The organism is Oryzifoliimicrobium ureilyticum (assembly GCF_037199735.1).
GTDB classification, from domain to species: domain Bacteria; phylum Pseudomonadota; class Alphaproteobacteria; order Rhizobiales; family Rhizobiaceae; genus Rhizobium; species Rhizobium ureilyticus.
Genome location: NZ_JBBBVQ010000016.1, coordinates 1 through 18,208 on the forward strand (window position 1 = coordinate 1; position 18,208 = coordinate 18,208).

Sequence of the window (18,208 nt, forward strand, 5' to 3'; positions counted from 1 at the left end):
ACGAGGTCGAGGCGCACTTTGCCACACGTCGAGCGGCGGCCCGCCTTAAAGCTGGTGTGCCAGAAACGTGAAACTGACTTGGGCTGCGTTTGCGTTGTCCGATCGCGATGCTATTTTCACACACATTGAGGCAGATAATCCTGCGGCAGCGATACTGATCGATGAACGGATAGTATCCGCCGCCCGGCGCTTGCTCGTTTTCCTGCCAGTGGGCGCGTGGGTAGAATTGCCGGGACACGCGAACTTGTCATCAATGGTACGCCTTACGTCGCCGCCTATGCGATCACTGAGGCAACAGTTCGAATTCTTCGCGTACTCCATGGCGCGCAGGCATGGCCAGACAGCTGCCACTAAGCTGATGATTGCGTTCGCCCAGGGCCACGGGTTCAGATCCCTTCAAGGGCGAGCCATCTTGGACATTGCTGCACAGGCGAGAATATTCTGTATGTAGGTACATTCCTACAACGAGGTTTTCTATGAGCATCACAAGTTTGTCTAGCCGGGAGTTGAACCACGACGTCAGTAGGGCAAAAAAGGCGGCACAAAAAGGACCCGTGGTTATTACAGATCGCGGGAGGCCGTCCCATGTTCTGATGACATACAGCGAATTTGAGCGTCTGACCGGCAGGCGCCGGAATCTCGTCGATGCTCTTTCAATGCCTGGTTTGTCGGGGATCGAACTGGATCCACCACGAACGGAAATTGCACCCCGCGAGGTCGATCTATCTTGAAGTACCTTCTAGACACAAACGTCGTCTCTGAGCTACGCAAAGTTGGAGACGGCAAAGCAGATGCCAATGTGACGAAGTGGGTCGGTGGGCAAAATTCCGATGATTTGTTCATTTCCGCAATTACGATCCTAGAGATAGAGCGCGGGATAGTAAGCATTCAGCGTCGCGACGCTGCCCAAGGTTCTCGCTTGCGGGGTTGGATGGATACTCGTGTTCGCCCTGAGTTCGCCGAGCGAATTCTGTCAATCGATGACGCGGTAGCGACGCGTTGTGCCCACTTACATATTCCAGACTGCCGCAACGAGGCTGATGCATTGATAGCTGCCACCGCGCTGGTTCACGGCCTAACTGTGGTCACTCGTAATATTCAGGATTTCGATCAAACCGGTGCGATCGTCATCGACCCGTGGCAAGAATGAAATCGGGCGATGGCACCGTGATGTCCACTGCCCAAAGATCATCATGTTGCCCAGAACCTTTTTGAGATCGGATAGTGGCGGCTGAAACTAGCCGTTGAACGACGTACTTACAAACTTTGCCATGGTCTTAAATACTGGCCTCACTTGGAGGTCCCTTTGGCAACTTTAAATGTTTCTCTCCCCAATCCTATGCAGGAATGGTTGAAACGCAAACTAAGACCGGGCGCTATTCGAACGCCAGCGACTATATGCGCGATCTTATTCGCAGGGATCAAATCCGCGCCGACGAAATCGCTGGTATGCAGCGCGATGTGAACGAAGGCGTTGCGAGTGGAATTGGCAACCGAACGAGTGACGAGTTATTCAAGGTCGCGGCCGCCCGCGCTGAAGTCAGCGACTAAACCAGATGGCGCTATGTTGTTTCTGCTGAGGCAGAAGAAGACATCATCAGAACCGGTGACTATGGGGTGCGCAACTTCGGTACAACTCATCTGCGGCGTTACCACGATGAACTGTTTGAGACGATCGGACTGATTGCTCGCCAGCCAAAGTTGGCGCGAGAACGCCTCGAAATCCGACCTCCTGTACGAGTCCAACCCTTTAAGGCATATCTCATCGTCTATAGCGTCTGCGAGGGTGGCATTGTGTTCGTTATCCGGGCCACGGTCATGAAGATTGGGGTGGCAGCGACGACTAAATTAGCAGTTCCACGCGTCCACGTTGCGATAACGAGGTGGTTATGGCTCAATTTTGTTGTCAGCGATTCGCTTTGGACTGCTGAAAGCCTGTTAAGCGCTTGTCTTCCTGATATTTTCGCCGGCTAGGCACTTGAACGACTTTGTGGACGGCTAAAATTTCTGCCGCCGACTGAAGAAATCCAGAGGCCCGATACCTTACGAATACAGCTGCGAATTCTGGACTTGGGAGCCAGAACGGTTCAGCCTCGATCCACTCCAGCATTTCCCGGGACTAATATTCAGCAGCCTTAGGCCACGCTTCGTGGAGTCATTTATGAGAAATTGTCTAACTCCGTTTACCAAAGCGTTTCGGTTACGCTTGATCGCACGAATTATTGACCAGCGAAGCTGAGGGTCAGAGCAGAGATCAAGATGAATTCCGAAAGCGTTAGCCACAGGATGGCGCTCGCTTGAAAACTTCTGGTTCCGAGTGAGATCCTCGAAATAGATTGATGACGGCAATCACCGTTGACAACCGCCTACCATCTTGTCGCAGAAAAAGGCCTGCCGGGGCATGGCAGGCCTTCGATTTTCGAGATTAGGCCGACAATTCACTGCTCGTTGTTCAAGCAGCTTTCATGCATCTTAGTCATCGCAAACGAGAATGCCGCTGGTGCCGTCAGACTAAGTGATAGCCTTTCAGGCAGACCCGGATACAGCATTATGCGATTAACATCGGGTTGTGGTTAAAAAGGATCCGGGAGATCCCGAACCCTTTCTGTCACAGATCGGAGGTCAATTCGGATCGTGACAATGATGTGTAAGCCAATTCGCTACAAATCAAAAATGCAGACGCAGCCGTGGGAATCGTGCGTACGTCTACAAAATTTGATTAGAACGAACGCTGCAGACGGAAGTAGCCGGTCGTCTGACCTTCGCTGTTTTCAACCTTCTTGTAGTTGACAGTTGCCTTGGCATAGAAGTTGTCGACGATCTGGTAGTCGAGCGTTACGCCAGCCTTCCAAGCGTTGTCATCAGAGAAGTCGCCCTTGGATACCAGGCCGTAGTGACCATAGTACTGAGCGGCAGGCGTGATCTTCCACTTGTCCGTTACCTTGATGGCGTATTCTGCAGCGACAGCCCATTCGGAGTTGTCGTAGTATGCATTGGCGCCGCTTGCCCAAACGCCGGCGAGGCCGAGCGTGCCGGGGCCGAGATCAGCAGTGATCATGCCGCGAACTGCACCTTCTTCGGTGTCGGTGTCATAGCCGCCAGTGACCTGATAGGTGAAGCCACTAGCCTTACCGCCAACTGCACCGGCAACGCCGAGATTGTTGGTGCGCGTGCCAACGCCACCGCCGTAGGTGGTGCCTTCCAGCTCATCAACCGAGATACCAGCATAGAAGTCGCCAGACTCATACTGATAACGGATCGAGTTGTGGTTCGTCGAGTGGCTTGCCAGGTCGTCCGTTTCGCCGCTGAGGCCGTCGTCCCACCAGCTGTAGAAGTAGCCAGCGCGGAGGCCTGCGATGTCGAGGTAAGCAACGTCGATGAACGTACCACGGTTCGAAGCAGAGTCAGCATTCGTACGCAGGGCGATAAGGCCGGTCAAAACGCCATATTCCGTGTCGCTCTTTGCAGTGAATTGCAGCTGAGCGCGCGTGAAGGCGTCGTAGTCCGAACCGTTACCGAACCCGCCGGCAACACCGCGAGCGAAGTCAGCTTCGAAACGGACGTAACCGTCGATCTTCAAGCAGGTTTCGGTGCCTGGGATGTAGAAGTAGCCGGTGCCGTACGCGTCGCAGACGCGAACATATTCAACAGCTTCCGGTTCAGCAGCGACGATAGCGTCGGCAGCGTGAGCGCCGGATACGACTGCCAGGGCAGCCGCGGAGCCGAGCAGAAGGCTCTTAATGCGCATGGTTTCTCCAATGCAAGTTTCGATTCAAATCTAAATATTATCTCAGGAAAATATGCCGTCAGGAGAAGACGTTGCCCCTCTGCTCCTAACACCCCAAGTACACTTCACAAACTCGTGATGTGCGTAGTGAGGTAAACGATATTCATAGCCGATCTGTCAAAGATTCTATTGATACAGATTTGTGACGTTGCCACTTCGCCACAGTTCCATGTCACGCATCGCGCGATGATAAACTGGGCCATTAGTTCCCTAATTATTTCAGGGAGATAACCGGAAGCGAGTTTCAGCTTGCCACCGCCCATCACGCAAGACTGGCGGACTTTCCTTCAGTCGCAAAAGCTTTTGGCTTTCATCGGGGAGGGCATAACGGCTGGCATGTCAGCACCAGTTGGGCAGCGCTGAGAAACGGTCAGGAAGATCATGTTTCCGCCAATTCCGAGGATTTCCGGTATACATCATCACCTCTTCTTTCGGCAGAGGCTGATTTGCAATCGTCCAGATGCTCAGGTTGGAAACCTTCGAAGTCGTGATGACAACGTCTATTGCCTTCGCTCGCCATTCGTCCATCTCACCGCATACGACAGTATCATCGTCGTGCTGTTCCAACTTCCGGGTTACTTACACTCATCGACACCTCGAACGATCATCAAAGGGGTTCATCAAATGAAACGTATCGCCGTTATCGGGATGGGGGCCATGGGCAGCGCTGTGGCAGAGACACTCTTCAGGTCGGGTGCTGAGGTCGTGACCACGTTGAAGGGGCGCTCCCCTCAAACACGTCAACGAGCTCTAGCGAAAGGCATTAAAGATGTGGATCTGGCTGTGCTGGTAAAGGCGGACTTCATTTTATCGATCGTCCCGCCCGCTGAAGCTCTGAAAGTTGCGCAAGAGGTAGCAGAGGCGATGTCGCAGACGACACCGCCGGCATTCTTTGTAGACTGCAACGCGATCTCGCCTGAAACAATGTCAGAGGTCGCCAACGAGTTTGGCACCAATATTGATCGGGTTTTCGACGGGTGCATTATCGGTGGCCCCCCTCAAGCCGGAGGGTCCGGGCCGCGTTTCTATATCAGTGGCGGTGGCAACAACATCGTGGACGCTCTTGTAACATATGGTATCGACGCGCGGCCGCTGGGCAACGCTATTGGAGCGGCCTCGTCACTGAAAATGTGTTATGCTGGTATCAGCAAAGGCCTGATTGGGCTGGCGACCACTATGTTGCTGGCAGCCTCGGAACACGGTGCCGATACGGCTTTGATGGCGGAACTGCAGGAAAGTCAGGCTGACCTGTTAGCGAAGTTTTCCAAGGGGATCCCGGACATGTATCCGAAGGCCTATCGCTGGATCGCTGAAATGAAGGAGATCGCCGATTTCCTCGGGCCTGATAACCCTGCTTCTAACATCTTCGTTGGGATGGAGGGCCTTTTCAAACGCATGGCGGCCGATCAAGCTGATGATGGCGGACTTTCCAAGACGCTGTCAGCAATGCTTGCAGATGAAACCAGACACCGCGAGATCAATTGATATGAGTTTGACGAAGGCGGTAAAGGGGAGGGACTTTTACCATCGATGTCTCCGACACTTGTGAGCCGAGTAAAGCTGCCGCCGAGGCGTCCTTTCGTTTTAATTTGAGCCGGCCTCTAGAGGTGTGCGAACCAGTCGGCATAGGGCGTGTTCTTCGCCTTACATCTGTTGTAGTCAGGTGCGCCGTCGTCCCACCACGGCTCGCCGCGCTCACCGAGAGCAGTTTTTGCCAAGTCTACCCGATGCCGAGCGGCTTTGATGGCCTCACGGTCTCCCTTCGCGTCGCGAACGGCACGTCTTGCTGACATCAGGTCCTTGACCAGCTTCTCTCGGACGGCTTCGTCTAGTGCTGGATTGCTCTTACGCCACAACCTGCCGCGGACCACAAAATACCGCCCATCTGGCGTATCGGGATACTTATCCGGCATCTTCGAAAACCTGCTATTGGTTGCTTGGATGATCAACCGCTGTTTTGAGATCGGGTTCCAGCGCGAGCATGTGGCAATCCGCAAGACCACCGACTGCTTCGGCAACCTCATCGTCTCGTCAGGCCCACCGTCGCCGCCCGTTCAGCCAGTTGGCAGAATGCGCTGCGCTCTCTTGCTGGCAGTTTAGGACGCGATCAGGATCAAAGCTAAACGCCTTTAGACCGTATTCATGTCATCCTAAGATCGTGGGGTCTGCTCGTGCCGTTTCAAGGTCGGTGGAGGGACCTGAAACTTTCCATAGCTTTAAGAGTTTCCGCATCACAAACATTGGGAGATCAGCATGTCGAAGCGTGAACTCATTGATACCGGAACCGACAAACGCTACGTTCGTCGCGATGCCGAAGGTCGCTTCAAGGAGTCCGTCGATGTCGGCAGATCTCTTTCCGCCGATAAGCGTCACAAAGCGGAACATGACGCTAAGCCCGGTGAGGGCGATAGGGGCGATCACAAGCGCAAGTGAAAATCGCAACCTATAATGTCAATGGCGTCAACGGTCGCCTGGAAGTGCTGCTGCGGTGGCTGGACGAGGCTGAGCCCGATATCGTCGTTCTGCAGGAGTTGAAAGCGCCGGATGCAAAGTTTCCCATCAAAGCGATCGAGAATGCCGGCTATGGCGCGATCTGGCATGGCCAGACATCTTGGAATGGGGTTGCAATCCTCGCGCGCGGGCAGGAGCCGCACCTGACGCGCAAAGGTCTTCCGGGAGAGCCGGATGATGAGCAGAGCCGTTATATTGAAGCGATCGTTGATGGAGTGGTGATATGCGGCCTCTACCTTCCGAACGGCAATCCCTATCCGGGTCCGAAGTTCGACTACAAGCTACGATGGTTTCGGCGCCTGCACGCCTACGCGGCTGAACTACTTGAGCTGGAGGTACCCGTTGTTCTGGTGGGTGACTATAATGTCATGCCGACGGAACTGGACGTTTACAAACCCGAGCGCTGGACGGACGACGCGTTGTTTCGCGTGGAAGTGCGTGAAGCATTTCGCAACCTGGTCGCTCAAGGCTGGACGGACGCGCTGCGCGAACTGCATCCCGGCGAGCGCATCTACACCTTCTGGGATTATTTCCGGAACGCTTACGGGCGCGACGCAGGCCTGAGACTCGATCATTTCCTTCTCAGCCCCGATGTGGCGGAGCGGCTGAAGAAGGCCGCCGTCGACAAGCATGTACGTGGCTGGGAGCACACGAGTGACCACGCGCCGGTTTGGATCGAGCTATCCGACCAAGCGATCAAAACGAGGAGACGGAAAAATGGCTGACTGGCGAGAAGAGTTTAGAGAGGGTTTTAAGAAGCTCGTTGACAGCGCGGTTGTTTCCGGAGCGCGACAGGCTGATGTTTTTCAGGCAGCGGTCGAGGAAATTGAGCGCCTGAGGGTTGAAAATGATCGCGATCCGGATCCTGCCGATGATGAATCTGAAGCTGAAATCGAAGAACCCGCAAACGACTGGCCGGCGGCTCGTCCTTGATGTCTGCACGTGCAGCAGCGGACGAACAAAGACGATATTCTCATCCCGAGCTCGCCTGAGGTTTTGGATTGTTTGAAGCCAAATTTGATGCCCTGGGATGAAGCCTGTCGCGTTGGCCAAAACTCCACCGACAGACAGTGAAAGCTGGTTCACCTCGGTCATACACGAACCGAAGTAGTTGCATGGGGAACTGGCGGCGCTGGTTCGGTCCGATGGGTAAGGTGGGCGTGTTCGCTGCGGCGCAGGCCAATGTTCAGGGCACCTTTAGCATGCATTACCATCGGCAGAGTGGATGACATCCGCGATCGAGCAAACATCTCGTGACAGATTGAAATCCGCAGTGCGGAGGGAGAAAGGGCGCGCTCCAGCGCAGTGTCAGCGACACTCCCGCATTAACATGTGCGTTTGCTTTGTCGGACCGATGAAGACTGACCCGCCTCCCGCGTCTACGTCACTGACGCGATGCGGTCTACTGGATTTGCCCTACCGCCTTTAGGTGCGGGAACTTCTTAAATCGGTCATTGTTTCCTGCAGGGTCAAAGTGCCAGGAGCACCGTAGATGACAATCAGGTTCCGAGGCAGAACGTAAGATCAAGCTAAGGGCGTGGCATTGCGATGGGCGACATCTACCTGCCGACCAACAACGAACAACTTGCACACAATCCGACTGCGTCTGTCGGACAATGATCTGCAACGGGCTTTTTGAAAAAAGAGGAGTGGAAGATGGAATACCGCAAACTCGGTAACAGCGGCACTGTTGTATCGGCTTATTGCTTGGGCACCATGACGTTTGGAGCAGAATCGGATGATGCCACGTCGTGTCGGTTGATGGACCAGTACCTCGCTGCCGGTGGAAATTTCTTCGATACCGCCAATGTCTATAGCGCGGGCCTATCGGAGGAAATCGTTGGGCGGTGGCTCAAGAGCAAGCCGGGCGTGTTGCGCGACATTGTGATCACCACCAAGGGACGTTTCCCAATGGGTGACGGGCCGAACCATCTCGGTCTTTCACGAAAGAATTTGCGTGAGGCTCTCGATGCCTCGCTTCGACGACTTGGCGTCGAGCATATCGATTTGTACCAGATGCATGCGTTTGACGCATTAACGCCGCTGGACGAGACGCTGCGTTTTCTTGACGACTCTGTCCGTAATGGCAAAATTGCATATTACGGCTTTTCGAATTTCCTCGGCTGGCAGATGACCAAGGCGGTATGGCTGGCCAAGAGCCATGGCTACGCACCGCCGGTAACGCTGCAGCCGCAATACAACCTGTTGGTGCGCGATATTGAGCATGAGATCGTACCAGCGGCAATTGACGCTGATATTGGTCTTTTACCCTGGTCGCCACTCGGTGGAGGCTGGCTTTCCGGCAAATACAAGCGCGACCAGATGCCGACCGGATCGACCCGGCTAGGGGAGAACCCAAAGCGCGGCATGGAGGCCTTCGATAAGCGCAACGCCAGCCCGGCAACGTGGGAGATCATTGGCGCGGTTGATGACATCGCAAAGGCCCGTGGAGTTACCATGGCCCAGGTCGCGTTGGCTTGGCTCGCTGCGCAGCCGGCCGTCACCTCGGTCATCCTCGGCGCGCGCACGACGGAGCAGCTTAAGGATAATCTCGGCGCCGCATATCTTGTTTTGACTGACGAGGAATTGGCCAGACTCAGCGACGTCAGCAAACCACAAATGTCGGAATATCCCTATGGTGCCGGCGGTATTGCGCAGCGACACCGCAAAATTGAAGGCGGTCGCTGATCCAAAGAGCAATCGCAAGCGCAGCCACTCCGGCTTTGATTCCCTTACGAGCGGGAATGGCCGAGCTTGATGCGCGAATCAATTCATCGGTAACGACACCATGGTTATGGCTTTTGTAACGATGGTGTCCCTGCACGAGATAGCCTTGGGACATAGGAGTTACTTCGGCCGACGTCATGCAAACAAGAGTGTGAACGCAAGTGACTCATTGGATATCCGTATCAAGGCCGCGGCATGCAATCCTATCGACCGCGCGGTTGCGTTGCTAGGTAAGACGCGCACCGGTTTTATGTTTGAGGCTTGTGAACGCCGAGCTGAGGAAGTGCTGCTGGACCGTACCGTCTTTGCGTTAGGCCCCGAGGTCTATACCGGATACCTTGCTCGCCTCGATGCACCCGCTCAGGCGAATGAACGGTTGAAGCGCACAATATCGACCAAAGCGCCGCGGGACGATGCGTGAGCCTGACTGCGCTACTCCATCAGCCGATTATCATGAACTGGACGCGTTTCATTCCGGCGTTCCGCAACGCGACGATTGGCTGCGTCGACGAGCCCGCGCCAAGCGTTGAACGGGTAGACGCTATCGGCGAGCATCGTCCAGGTGTGAAGAAGCAGGTCGAATGGAGCCAAGAGCCGACATGCGAATGAAAGCAGTTGAAAACCCGTGTGTCGCAACGGCTATTCTCGATCCGAAGTTCACCCCGTCAGTGAAAGTTCATTGAACTGACCGAGTTAGAACCCACCAAAAGCTCCAATAACATCAATAGGGTACGATATCGACAGCTCCATCTTGATGAGGAGGTCAACCACAATAGTTTACGAAAAGATGTGTTCTTCGCTGACCTCGTCAATCGATGTGACGCCAAGTAACGCCATGTTCCGATGAAGCTCGCTCTTCAAAATCTCCGCTGCCTTCACGACGCCGTGCCTACCGCCCACTGAAGCAGCATAAAGGAACGGTCTCCCGACGAAGACGAAATCAGCCCCAAGCGCGAGCGCCTTGATGATATCGGTGCCGCGCCTGAAGCTGCCGTCAATCATGACGGGGATGCGTCCATTGATGCGCCTGGCGATAGGCGGTAAGGCTTTAAGCGGTGCGATTGCGCCATCAAGTTGGCGTCCGCCGTGGTTAGAAACAATGACCGCATCCGCCCCGAGGTCAGCGGCATACACGGCGTCATCTGGATGAAGAATACCCTTGACGACCAGATGCCCTTTCCAGCGTTGACGGATCTGCTCAAGATGCGCCCAGTTCAAGTGATCCTTGCGCCCGAAATCGCGCATGACGTTCGAGGCGATGATCGGTGCGCCGCGCGTCGCGTAGGAATTTTCAAAATGCGGAACGCCGTGTCGCGCGATGGTGCGAAGAAAAGTTCCCACAGTCCAGCGTGGATGCGAAATTCCTTCCCATGCTAAACGCAGGCTTGGGCGCAGCGGGGTCGAGAATCCCGAGCGGATGTTGTTTTCGCGGTTCGCCAGTGCTGCCGTATCGACAGTAAGGACGAGTGTCCCAAAACCGGCATTGGCGACGCGGTCGACAAGCGCGGCTATGCGGTCGGCTTCGCCCGGCAGGTAAGCCTGAAACCAGGTTCGCGGTGCTGCTGCCGCGACGTCCTCCAGCCGGATCAAGGATGATCCGCTCATAATCATCGGGATGCCGGATTCTTCTGCGCCTTTGGCTAGCACGAGGTCACCTCGGTAAGCCATCAACGCACTGATCCCCATCGGAGCGATGCCAAACGGCGCTTCGTACGTTTGACCAAGCAATCTTGTTTTCATGCTCCTGCTGGAGACATCCCGAAGGACTCGTGTTTGGAAAGAATAGGCATCGAAGGCCTTTGCGTTTCGCTTCAAAGAGGCATTCGTTTCGCTAGCTCCAGCGATGTAACCGTAAAGCGGCTTGGGGAGGTGCTTTCGTGCATGCACCTCGAAGTCGTCGAGAGACAGGACGCTCTGCAGCAAGCGTCTTGAACGGCGTGATCTGCTCGCGTTCGATGTCGTCATGATAGGCTTGCGTCCTTGGATGGGTGCTCCGCAAGGCAGTTGCGGAGCGTGGGCTCGTCAGTCTTCGCTGGCCTCAAACGCTTCCTTGCGGCTTTTGCGAATGGCCGGAAGTATGAGCGTCAAGAGCATACCTGCTGTCACGATAAGAAGCACTGCACTGATCGGCCGTTCGAAAAACACGAGCGGATCGCCCTGAGACAAAAGCAGAGCGCGGCGCAGGTTGGTTTCGAGCAGAGGTCCGAGAACGAAGCCGAGAAGCAGCGGACCGGCTTCACATTTTGCCTTGCGCAGGACGTAACCCAACACACCGAACAAGATGACCAAGGCCACGTCAAAGCCGCGGTTGTTGACGCTATACACACCGATACAACAGAACAGCAAGATCGCCGGATAAAGCAGCCGATAAGGCACTTTGAGAAGACGCACCCAGATCCCGATCAGCGGCAGGTTGATTATCAGCAGCATTGCGTTACCGAGCCACATTGAAGCGATCAGACCCCAGAAGAGCCCAGGCTGGTTGTGGATGACCGACGGGCCTGGCGTGATGCCGTGAATGGTCATGGCGCCAAGCATCATCGCCATGATCGAGTTCGAGGGAATGCCAAGCGTCAGAAGGGGAATGAACGAGGCCTGCGCCCCTGCGTTGTTGGCGGACTCCGGCCCGGCGACGCCGGCAATGGCGCCGTGTCCGAACTTCTCTGGCGTGCGAGAGATCTTTTTTTCAACGGAATAGGCGCTGAATGCGCTGAGCGTTGCTCCACCACCGGGTAAAACGCCAAGAATGGTTCCGACTGCCGTACCGCGGAGAACGGCCCCCCAGCTTTCTTTAAACTCTTGCTTCGTCGGCCAGAGACGGCCGATGGTGCTTTGTAGAATGCCGCGAGTCTCCTTGAATTCGAGGTTACTAGCGATTTCCGCAACGCCAAACAGGCCAACGGCGATGACAACGAAGTCTATGCCATCGTAGAGTTCCGTTGAGCCAAAGGTGAGCCGCGTCGCCCCGCTGCTGACGTCGATGCCCACCATGCCGAGCACCAACCCCAGGCAAACCATGCCGATCGCCTTTATGACGGACCCATGCGCGAGGATCGTCGCGGCCAGAAGGCCGAAGATACAAAGCGAAACATATTCGGCCGGCCCGAATGAGAGGGCGAAAGAGGAGAGGGTCGGGCCGGCGACGGCAAGACCAATCGTGGCGACGGTGCCGGCAAAGAATGAACCGAGTGCGGCTATTGCAAGCGCCGCACCTGCACGTCCCTTGCGGGCCATCTGGTAACCATCGATGGCGGTTACCACTGCCGAGGCTTCACCTGGAAGGTTGACGAGGATTGCCGTCGTCGACCCGCCGTATTGGGCGCCGTAGAAGATACCCGAGAGCATGATCAGGGCCGCAAGAGGCGGCAGGAAGAACGTCACCGGTAGCAAAATAGCGACTGTCGCCGTCGGTCCAATGCCGGGCAAAACACCGATCAGAGTGCCAAGCAAAGCCCCGATAAAACAGAACAGAAGATTTGTCGGCGTTAGTGCTTCGGAAAAGCCGAGCACGAGGTAGTGGAGAAAATCCATTTGAGTTCCTTCCTGACGTTATCAGAACGGCAGGATCGGCATCTGGACGCCGAGGCCATAGATGAAGACAAGCGCGCCAAAAGCCGTCAGGACGACACTGGAGATGACGATCTCCTTCCATCGTGATTCCTGATCGGCCAAACTGCCAATCACGAGAAGCCAGATCGTCGCTATCACGAAGCCGAGTGTTTCCGCCATAACGGCAAAACCACCGATCGCGGCAACGAGAATGATAAGGGGCTTGACGTTCGTCTCGCCGATCGGCTCGTACGCCTTGCCGACTGCCTTCATAAGCACGAACGCGCCGATCGCGATGAGCAACCCGCAGATGACATCAGGAAGGTAGCCGGCTCCCATCATCGCTGCCGATCCGAATGTGAGGTCGCGGCCGGCCCAAAGGCCGAGCGCGCCCAATCCGATCATCAACGAGCCTGCGAGAATGTCGGGATAATCCCTGTTCTTGCTGCCGGAGTTCGACATCACTGAACCCACGGTGTTTCGTTCCAGATTTTCTGGAAACGAGCCAGTCGATCAGGCATCTGCTTCTCCCAGTCAGGACCGGAAAGATAGGCAAGCGGAAGGGCAAGCTGCTTGGCCTGGCTTTGGAATTCGGGGCTATCGACAACACGTTTCATCGCCTCGGAGAACTTCTTGGTGATCTCTTCAGGAACGCCTGCCGGCGCGGCGATGCCACGTTCGGAGCTCATTTCGACATCGAAGCCTTGCTCCTTGGCTGTCGGGACGTCAGGAAGCTGCGGCGAACGTTGCGCACCAAACGTGGCGAGCATGCGCAGGCCGGTGCTTTCCGTTCCAGCAAATTCACTGACATTCAATCCGCCGCCCGAAATCTGCGAGCCAAGAATAGCGGTACGGGTTTCGCCCGCCCCGCCAAAAGGAATATGCGTAAATTTAGCACCCGACGCGGCGCCGAGTAGGATGATAGCGAGGTGGTCGTCGGTACCAACGCCAGAAGAACCAAACGAGATGGAACCCGGCTTTGCCTTGGCAGCATCCACGAAATCTTTTAGGGTCTTGAACTCTGAGGCCGACGGGACGACGACCGCCGCCGGATCATCGACGATGCGGACAATCGGCTTGATTGTCTTCGGATCGTAGCCCAGTTTGCGCTGCACCTGCATTGACAGGTAACCCGGTGTGTTGATGTAGGAGAAGGTGTAGCCATCAGGCTTTGCTTTAGACAGAGCCGTATAGGCGATTTCGCCGGAGGCGCCTGGGCGGTTCTCGATCACGATATCGGCGCCAAGCTCCTTTTCTAGCAGCGGCTCGATGGCACGTGCCATCACGTCCGTGCTGCCGCCAGGTGCAAAAGCAACGATCATTTGGATCGGGCGATCCTTTGGCCATTCAGCATGAGCAAGTGAGGCCGAAGCGGCGACTGCCGCGACGGCAAGCGAGACTGTGAATAGGTTGTGTGTCAAATCCAATCCTCCTTTGGATAGCGGTCTCAACAGTTGTAAAAGCGTGTTCTGCCAACGGGCGCCGAGGATCGGTGACCGGCTAAGGGCGGCTTTGCTGTTGTTGAACAAAGAGAGAGTGGCCGTTACGCGTGCAAGCACAAAGACCGATCGCTCCTGGGTTGTCTAAAACGTCATCTCTTCAGTGGCTATAGCGACTGGCAGCAAGTCGTGCGCAGCCTCGTCTTGTCTCAGATATCAGGTCCCCTGACCGGTGGAGACAGGCTCGAAGAATACGTCCTGCCACTTGCTGAGTTTCGACTTCAAGAGACCGGTTTCGCTCATGAAATCGGCAAAACTCATCACGCCCTTCGGCTGAATACCCCATTCGCCCTTGACGCCCTCGAGCATCTTTTCAATTTGGGCGGCGTTCAACGACGATTTCTCCGACGCAAGGAAAATGGCGGCAGCTTCCTTGGGATTGTCGCGAATGAAGGCATCGGCTTCATCGATCGCGGCGACGACGGCAAGCGCTGCATCTTTACGATCGTCTATGAACTTGCCGGTCGTCGCAAGCAGTCCGCTCGTTACCTGTTGTCCAAGATAGTCCGAAAAGTTGAAAAGCTTGTGGATCTTCGGATTGCCGTCCAGCACATCGCTATAAGGATGAGGCGCGACATATGCGCTGATCGTTCCGCCAGCCAAAAGGCCGCTGGTCGCATCTGGATGCGGAAGCTGAACCATCATCGTATCGAAGTGTCGTGCGTCCCCAAACGCTTTCTTCGCGGCCATGCGCACGAGCAGGCCTTGTTGTCCAGTCGTCGATGTGACGGCGATCCGGTCGCTTGATCCCAGGTCTTTAAGATCCTTAACGTCAGCCTTGTTGGTGTAGAAGCCGTTGTCTCCGGCAACAAGGGCTGCAAGTCCACGGATCTTGATCGACGTCTTGGTCTTTTCGGCGGCGATCAGCATGCCGGGAAGTCCATAGGCGCCGATGTCGATGGTTCCGCTGATCAACGCATCATTGATCGCTGGCGCTCCGCTGATTTTCTTAATCTGAACGGCGGTGGTGATGCGTTTCGCGGCCAGCTGCTTTGAAAAGAAGCCCTTTTGATCGGCGACGACAACAGGCAGATAGGCATAACCATACTGGATCGCGATCGAGATAGGCTTCTCTTCCGCGGCGCTCGAAACGGTAGGGGAAACTGTGAAGACCGACAGAGCGGCGATCGCTGCGATCGCGGCCCGCCGGCGAAGTTTCTGTTGCATACTTCCTCCCGAAGTGCTTTTTGAAACGGCGTTGCAAAATAATGAGGTCATCTCAGTCGCGCTGTCAACTGCCTTTTTTAGATGTCGGTAATTTGCAGCAGCGGCTAGGGATCGAGGAGGTTTCATGGCCGGACGTTCGCCCCACATTGCCGTGCGCGAGGACTGGCTCGCACAGGAGCAGGAGGAAATTCTTCTTCCCGAGATGCCCATTGTTGATCCGCATCATCATCTTTGGGACCGCCCTGGTCATCGGTATCTTTTCGATGAACTTCTTGCCGACGCTCGGCTGGGGCACCGAATTCAGGGGACGGTCTTTGTGCAAAGCCGGTCGATGTATACTATCGACCAGCCTGACGATTTGCTTAAACCTGTTGGCGAGGTTGAATTCGCAAACGGGGTGGCAGCACAGTCTGCCTCTGGCCTTTACGGTTCGTTCAGGGCTTGTGCAGGGATCGTCGGATCCTGCGACTTAATGGCGGGTGACCGGATCGAAGCGGTTCTCGACCGCATGATGGCTGCCGGCGGAATGCGCTTTCGTGGCATTCGCAATCAGACCGCCTGGCACGAGGATCCAGCAATTGCGACCAATCCTGTTCCGCCGGTGAAGGGTCTGTTGCTGGAAGAAGCATTCCGGGACGGTGTTCGCAGGCTTGGAAGACGCGGCCTGACGCTTGACGTCTGGGCCTATCATACACAGCTTGCAGAGTTCGAAGATCTGGCGCGCGCCTGTCCGGATACAGCCATCATTCTCGACCACCTCGGCGGCCCGCTAGGGGCAGGACCCTATAAGGGCCGGCGCGCGGAGGTGCTGGCCGACTGGCGTGGGGCCATGGCAAGGATTGCAGAGCTGCCGAATGTCTGCGTTAAGCTGGGCGGTCTTGCGATGGGGGCCGGGGGATTTGATTTCCATCTGTCTGATCGTCCGCCAAGTTCTGAACTGCTTGCCGCAGCGTGGGATCCGTATATCTCCTTTGCCATCGAACGCTTCGGCACGAGACGCTGCATGTTCGAGAGCAATTTCCCAGTTGATAAAGGCATGGTTTCTTACCGATCGCTGTGGAACGCGTTCAAGCGCTTGACTGAAAGTTTCAGTTCTTCGGAAAGACAGGATCTTTTCTTTTCGACTGCGGCGCGTGTCTACGATCTCGGCATTACGCCGGAAGGAGAGTTCTGATGTTCTTCGCACCCCCTCCGACCATACAAACGGAAATCTTCTCGCGCATGCCAGACCGGTTTCGCCAACCACGCAAGACGCGTTGGGCGGATGTGAACCGTTCCGGCTTGGCCATTGATTCCTTCCTCGAAGGTCCCTGCTTCGATGCCAGTGGCAACCTCTACGTGACCGACATACCATTTGGGAGAATATTCAAGATTGCACCCGATGGGAGCTGGGACCTTGTCAGCGAATATGACGGCTGGCCGAATGGCATGAAGTTCCATAGCGCGAACAAAATCTACATCACCGACTACAAGCAAGGCGTCCTTCAGCTTGATATCAACACTGGATCGGTCTCGCCTGTCGTCGAAGAATATTTTTCTGAAGGCTTCAAGGGCGTCAACGACCTCGCCTTCGCCTCAAATGGGGATCTTTATTTCACTGACCAAGGCCAAAGTGGGCTTCATTCACCAACGGGTCGGGTGTTCCGCTTATCCGCAGCCGGACGGCTGGAGTGCGTTATGTCCGGCATTCCCAGCCCGAATGGAATTGTTGTTGCCAGCGACATGAGCTATCTCCTCGTCGCCGTGACGCGTGCGCAACAGATATGGCGCGCGCCCCTGCATGAGGGGACTTCAACCAAGGTTGGGGTTTTCCTGCAATTGCACGGCGGCATGGGCGGACCGGATGGTCTCGCCCTATCGGAAGATGGCGAACTCTTTGTGGCCCACACGGGGTTCGGTTCGATCTGGCATGTGTCTCGCGTCGCCGAGCCGCTGCATCGCATCCAATCCTGTGCCGGGATTTCGACGACGAATATGGCCTTTGATCCGACCGATCGACATGTCATCTACGTAACAGAATCTCAAACAGGCAGTATCTTGCGGGCGAGACTTCCCGTTCGCGGTGAACAATTGTCTATGGCGGTTCCGTAAGTTAACGATGCGGCTTTGGGGTCGATAAAGAAGATGGTGCAGATGGACGATGATAGCGAGCTGGGTTTGCCCCAGGTCAAGGGGGTGGCTTCCGCCGATCGGCTTTTGACGGTGCTATCGGCGTTCCGACGGGGCGACGATGCGCTGGAGCTTGCCGAACTTGCCGAGCGGACAGGCCTAGTCAAAAGCACGATCATGCGCATGTGCGTTTCTCTACAAAGTTTCGGCTTCATCGAACGAATGCGCGACGGTCGCTATCGTCTGGGGACTGAAATTGCGAGATTGGGATCCGTTTACCTTCAATCTTTCGCCCTCGAATCTGAGGTGATGCCGGTTCTAGAACGTCTGGTTGCCATATCTGGGGAGACTGCCTCGTTCTATATTCGGCGCGGCGATCAGCGGCTTTGCCTATTCCGCCACGATTCGCCATCGCCGCTGCGCATGCATGTGCGGCCCGGGGATTTGAGGCCCATGGATGGATCTTCGATTGCGCAGGTTCTGCGCGCTTTCGAAGCCGGACAGTCAGAGAGCAAAACCAATGTTCATTTGCCGATCTATTCCAACGGCGTGACGGATCCTCACGTCGCTTCCATGGCAGCTCCAGTGTTCGGAGCGGGGCAACGGCTTCTCGGCGCGCTTGCGATCACGGGTCCGGCCTCCCGACTGACTGCCGAAAAGTCGGCTCAGGTCGCTCAGCAGTTGCTCAATCTCGCCGACGGCCTCACGAACTCGCTAGGGGGCGAACATTAAAAATTGAAACGCCGTTGCATTTTATATTTGCAACGGCGTTTCAAAATGCTATCAAGGCGTTGCTCATCGGGAGGATGGGTACGCGCCTATTAGTGTCGTGACCCTCCGAGAGCCTGGTACCAGATGG

At 55.7% G+C, this 18,208-nt stretch carries 20 protein-coding genes and 2 pseudogenes; 15 read left to right on the top strand and 7 right to left on the bottom strand.

The annotated features are described in order from the left end of the window. Positions 1-67: 67 nt before the first annotated feature. The 5 genes and pseudogenes from VQ830_RS19815 (at position 68) to VQ830_RS19835 (ending at position 1,974) form a co-directional block, all read left to right on the top strand. A pseudogene (locus tag VQ830_RS19815) lies at positions 68-354 on the top strand (type II toxin-antitoxin system RelE/ParE family toxin). Positions 355-476: 122 nt separating this feature from the next. Further along, the gene (locus tag VQ830_RS19820; RefSeq protein ID WP_337269878.1) at positions 477-731 is read left to right on the top strand and encodes a type II toxin-antitoxin system Phd/YefM family antitoxin; all 255 of its coding nucleotides are present in this window, start codon (positions 477-479) and stop codon (positions 729-731) included. Next, a complete protein-coding gene (locus VQ830_RS19825) occupies positions 728-1,150 on the top strand; it encodes a type II toxin-antitoxin system VapC family toxin (RefSeq protein ID WP_337269879.1) in 423 nt (140 codons plus the stop codon). Before VQ830_RS19820 ends, VQ830_RS19825 begins: the two co-directional genes overlap by 4 nt. Positions 1,151-1,306: 156 nt before the next feature. Further along, positions 1,307-1,551, top strand: a pseudogene (locus tag VQ830_RS19830) (type II toxin-antitoxin system ParD family antitoxin). A 66-nt stretch (positions 1,552-1,617) separates the two neighbouring features. Continuing rightward, positions 1,618-1,974, top strand: coding sequence for a type II toxin-antitoxin system RelE/ParE family toxin (locus tag VQ830_RS19835; protein ID WP_337269880.1), 357 nt, complete (start codon positions 1,618-1,620; stop codon positions 1,972-1,974). 745 nt (positions 1,975-2,719) lie between these two features. Here the strand turns inward: VQ830_RS19835 and VQ830_RS19845 are convergent. Next, the gene (locus tag VQ830_RS19845; RefSeq protein WP_337269881.1) at positions 2,720-3,748 is read right to left on the bottom strand and encodes a porin; all 1,029 of its coding nucleotides are present in this window, start codon (positions 3,746-3,748) and stop codon (positions 2,720-2,722) included. 663 nt (positions 3,749-4,411) lie between these two features. Between VQ830_RS19845 and VQ830_RS19850 the strand changes: the two genes are divergently transcribed. Further along, positions 4,412-5,272: an NAD(P)-dependent oxidoreductase gene (locus tag VQ830_RS19850; RefSeq protein ID WP_337269882.1), complete on the top strand. Its 861-nt coding sequence runs from the start codon at positions 4,412-4,414 to the stop codon at positions 5,270-5,272. A 116-nt stretch (positions 5,273-5,388) separates the two neighbouring features. On the opposite strand, the gene VQ830_RS19855 is transcribed toward VQ830_RS19850, so the two are convergent. Beyond that, the gene (locus VQ830_RS19855; RefSeq protein ID WP_337269883.1) at positions 5,389-5,700 is read right to left on the bottom strand and encodes a hypothetical protein; all 312 of its coding nucleotides are present in this window, start codon (positions 5,698-5,700) and stop codon (positions 5,389-5,391) included. A gap of 340 nt (positions 5,701-6,040) precedes the next feature. Here VQ830_RS19855 and VQ830_RS19860 point away from each other — a divergent pair, with 340 nt between their 5' ends. The 6 genes from VQ830_RS19860 (at position 6,041) to VQ830_RS19885 (ending at position 9,634) form a co-directional block, all read left to right on the top strand. Then, positions 6,041-6,220, top strand: coding sequence for a hypothetical protein (locus tag VQ830_RS19860; RefSeq protein WP_337269884.1), 180 nt, complete (start codon positions 6,041-6,043; stop codon positions 6,218-6,220). Beyond that, positions 6,217-7,023, top strand: a complete 807-nt coding sequence (gene xth / locus VQ830_RS19865; RefSeq protein WP_337269885.1) for an exodeoxyribonuclease III — start codon at positions 6,217-6,219, stop codon at positions 7,021-7,023. The genes VQ830_RS19860 and xth overlap by 4 nt, the downstream gene beginning before the upstream one ends. Then, entirely contained in the window at positions 7,016-7,231 is a 216-nt protein-coding gene (locus VQ830_RS19870; RefSeq protein WP_337269886.1) for a hypothetical protein, read from the top strand. The genes xth and VQ830_RS19870 overlap by 8 nt, the downstream gene beginning before the upstream one ends. Positions 7,232-7,954: 723 nt before the next feature. Next, positions 7,955-8,986: an aldo/keto reductase gene (locus VQ830_RS19875; RefSeq protein ID WP_337269887.1), complete on the top strand. Its 1,032-nt coding sequence runs from the start codon at positions 7,955-7,957 to the stop codon at positions 8,984-8,986. 121 nt (positions 8,987-9,107) lie between these two features. Continuing rightward, positions 9,108-9,446 (top strand): type II toxin-antitoxin system TacA family antitoxin, encoded by a 339-nt coding sequence (locus VQ830_RS19880; protein ID WP_438618353.1) that lies wholly within the window; start codon positions 9,108-9,110, stop codon positions 9,444-9,446. A gap of 32 nt (positions 9,447-9,478) precedes the next feature. After that, positions 9,479-9,634 (top strand): hypothetical protein, encoded by a 156-nt coding sequence (locus VQ830_RS19885; RefSeq protein WP_337269888.1) that lies wholly within the window; start codon positions 9,479-9,481, stop codon positions 9,632-9,634. Between the two features lie 168 nt (positions 9,635-9,802). Here the strand turns inward: VQ830_RS19885 and VQ830_RS19890 are convergent, their stop codons facing one another. The 5 genes from VQ830_RS19890 to VQ830_RS19910 all read right to left on the bottom strand — a co-directional run bounded on the left by VQ830_RS19890 (position 9,803) and on the right by VQ830_RS19910 (position 15,240). After that, positions 9,803-10,990, bottom strand: coding sequence for an alpha-hydroxy acid oxidase (locus VQ830_RS19890; RefSeq protein WP_337269889.1), 1,188 nt, complete (start codon positions 10,988-10,990; stop codon positions 9,803-9,805). A gap of 57 nt (positions 10,991-11,047) precedes the next feature. Next, positions 11,048-12,556, bottom strand: a complete 1,509-nt coding sequence (locus tag VQ830_RS19895; protein WP_337269890.1) for a tripartite tricarboxylate transporter permease — start codon at positions 12,554-12,556, stop codon at positions 11,048-11,050. A 21-nt stretch (positions 12,557-12,577) separates the two neighbouring features. Beyond that, positions 12,578-13,036 carry a tripartite tricarboxylate transporter TctB family protein gene (locus VQ830_RS19900; RefSeq protein WP_337269891.1) on the bottom strand — a complete coding sequence of 153 codons (459 nt, stop codon included), beginning with the start codon at positions 13,034-13,036 and terminating at the stop codon, positions 12,578-12,580. Next, complete coding sequence (locus tag VQ830_RS19905; RefSeq protein WP_337269892.1) at positions 13,036-13,995, bottom strand: tripartite tricarboxylate transporter substrate binding protein; 960 nt, start codon at positions 13,993-13,995, stop codon at positions 13,036-13,038. The genes VQ830_RS19900 and VQ830_RS19905 overlap by 1 nt, the downstream gene beginning before the upstream one ends. A 234-nt stretch (positions 13,996-14,229) precedes the next feature. Next, positions 14,230-15,240 (bottom strand): ABC transporter substrate-binding protein, encoded by a 1,011-nt coding sequence (locus VQ830_RS19910; protein ID WP_337269893.1) that lies wholly within the window; start codon positions 15,238-15,240, stop codon positions 14,230-14,232. Between the two features lie 124 nt (positions 15,241-15,364). Between VQ830_RS19910 and VQ830_RS19915 the strand changes: the two genes are divergently transcribed. Genes VQ830_RS19915 through VQ830_RS19925 form a run of 3 tightly spaced genes read left to right on the top strand, consistent with a single transcriptional unit; the run spans position 15,365 to position 18,081 of the window. Continuing rightward, complete coding sequence (locus VQ830_RS19915) at positions 15,365-16,414, top strand: amidohydrolase family protein (protein WP_337269894.1); 1,050 nt, start codon at positions 15,365-15,367, stop codon at positions 16,412-16,414. Beyond that, positions 16,411-17,331: an SMP-30/gluconolactonase/LRE family protein gene (locus VQ830_RS19920; protein ID WP_337270012.1), complete on the top strand. Its 921-nt coding sequence runs from the start codon at positions 16,411-16,413 to the stop codon at positions 17,329-17,331. The genes VQ830_RS19915 and VQ830_RS19920 overlap by 4 nt, the downstream gene beginning before the upstream one ends. 42 nt (positions 17,332-17,373) lie before the next feature. Continuing rightward, positions 17,374-18,081: an IclR family transcriptional regulator gene (locus VQ830_RS19925; protein WP_337269895.1), complete on the top strand. Its 708-nt coding sequence runs from the start codon at positions 17,374-17,376 to the stop codon at positions 18,079-18,081. Positions 18,082-18,208 lie beyond the last annotated feature (127 nt).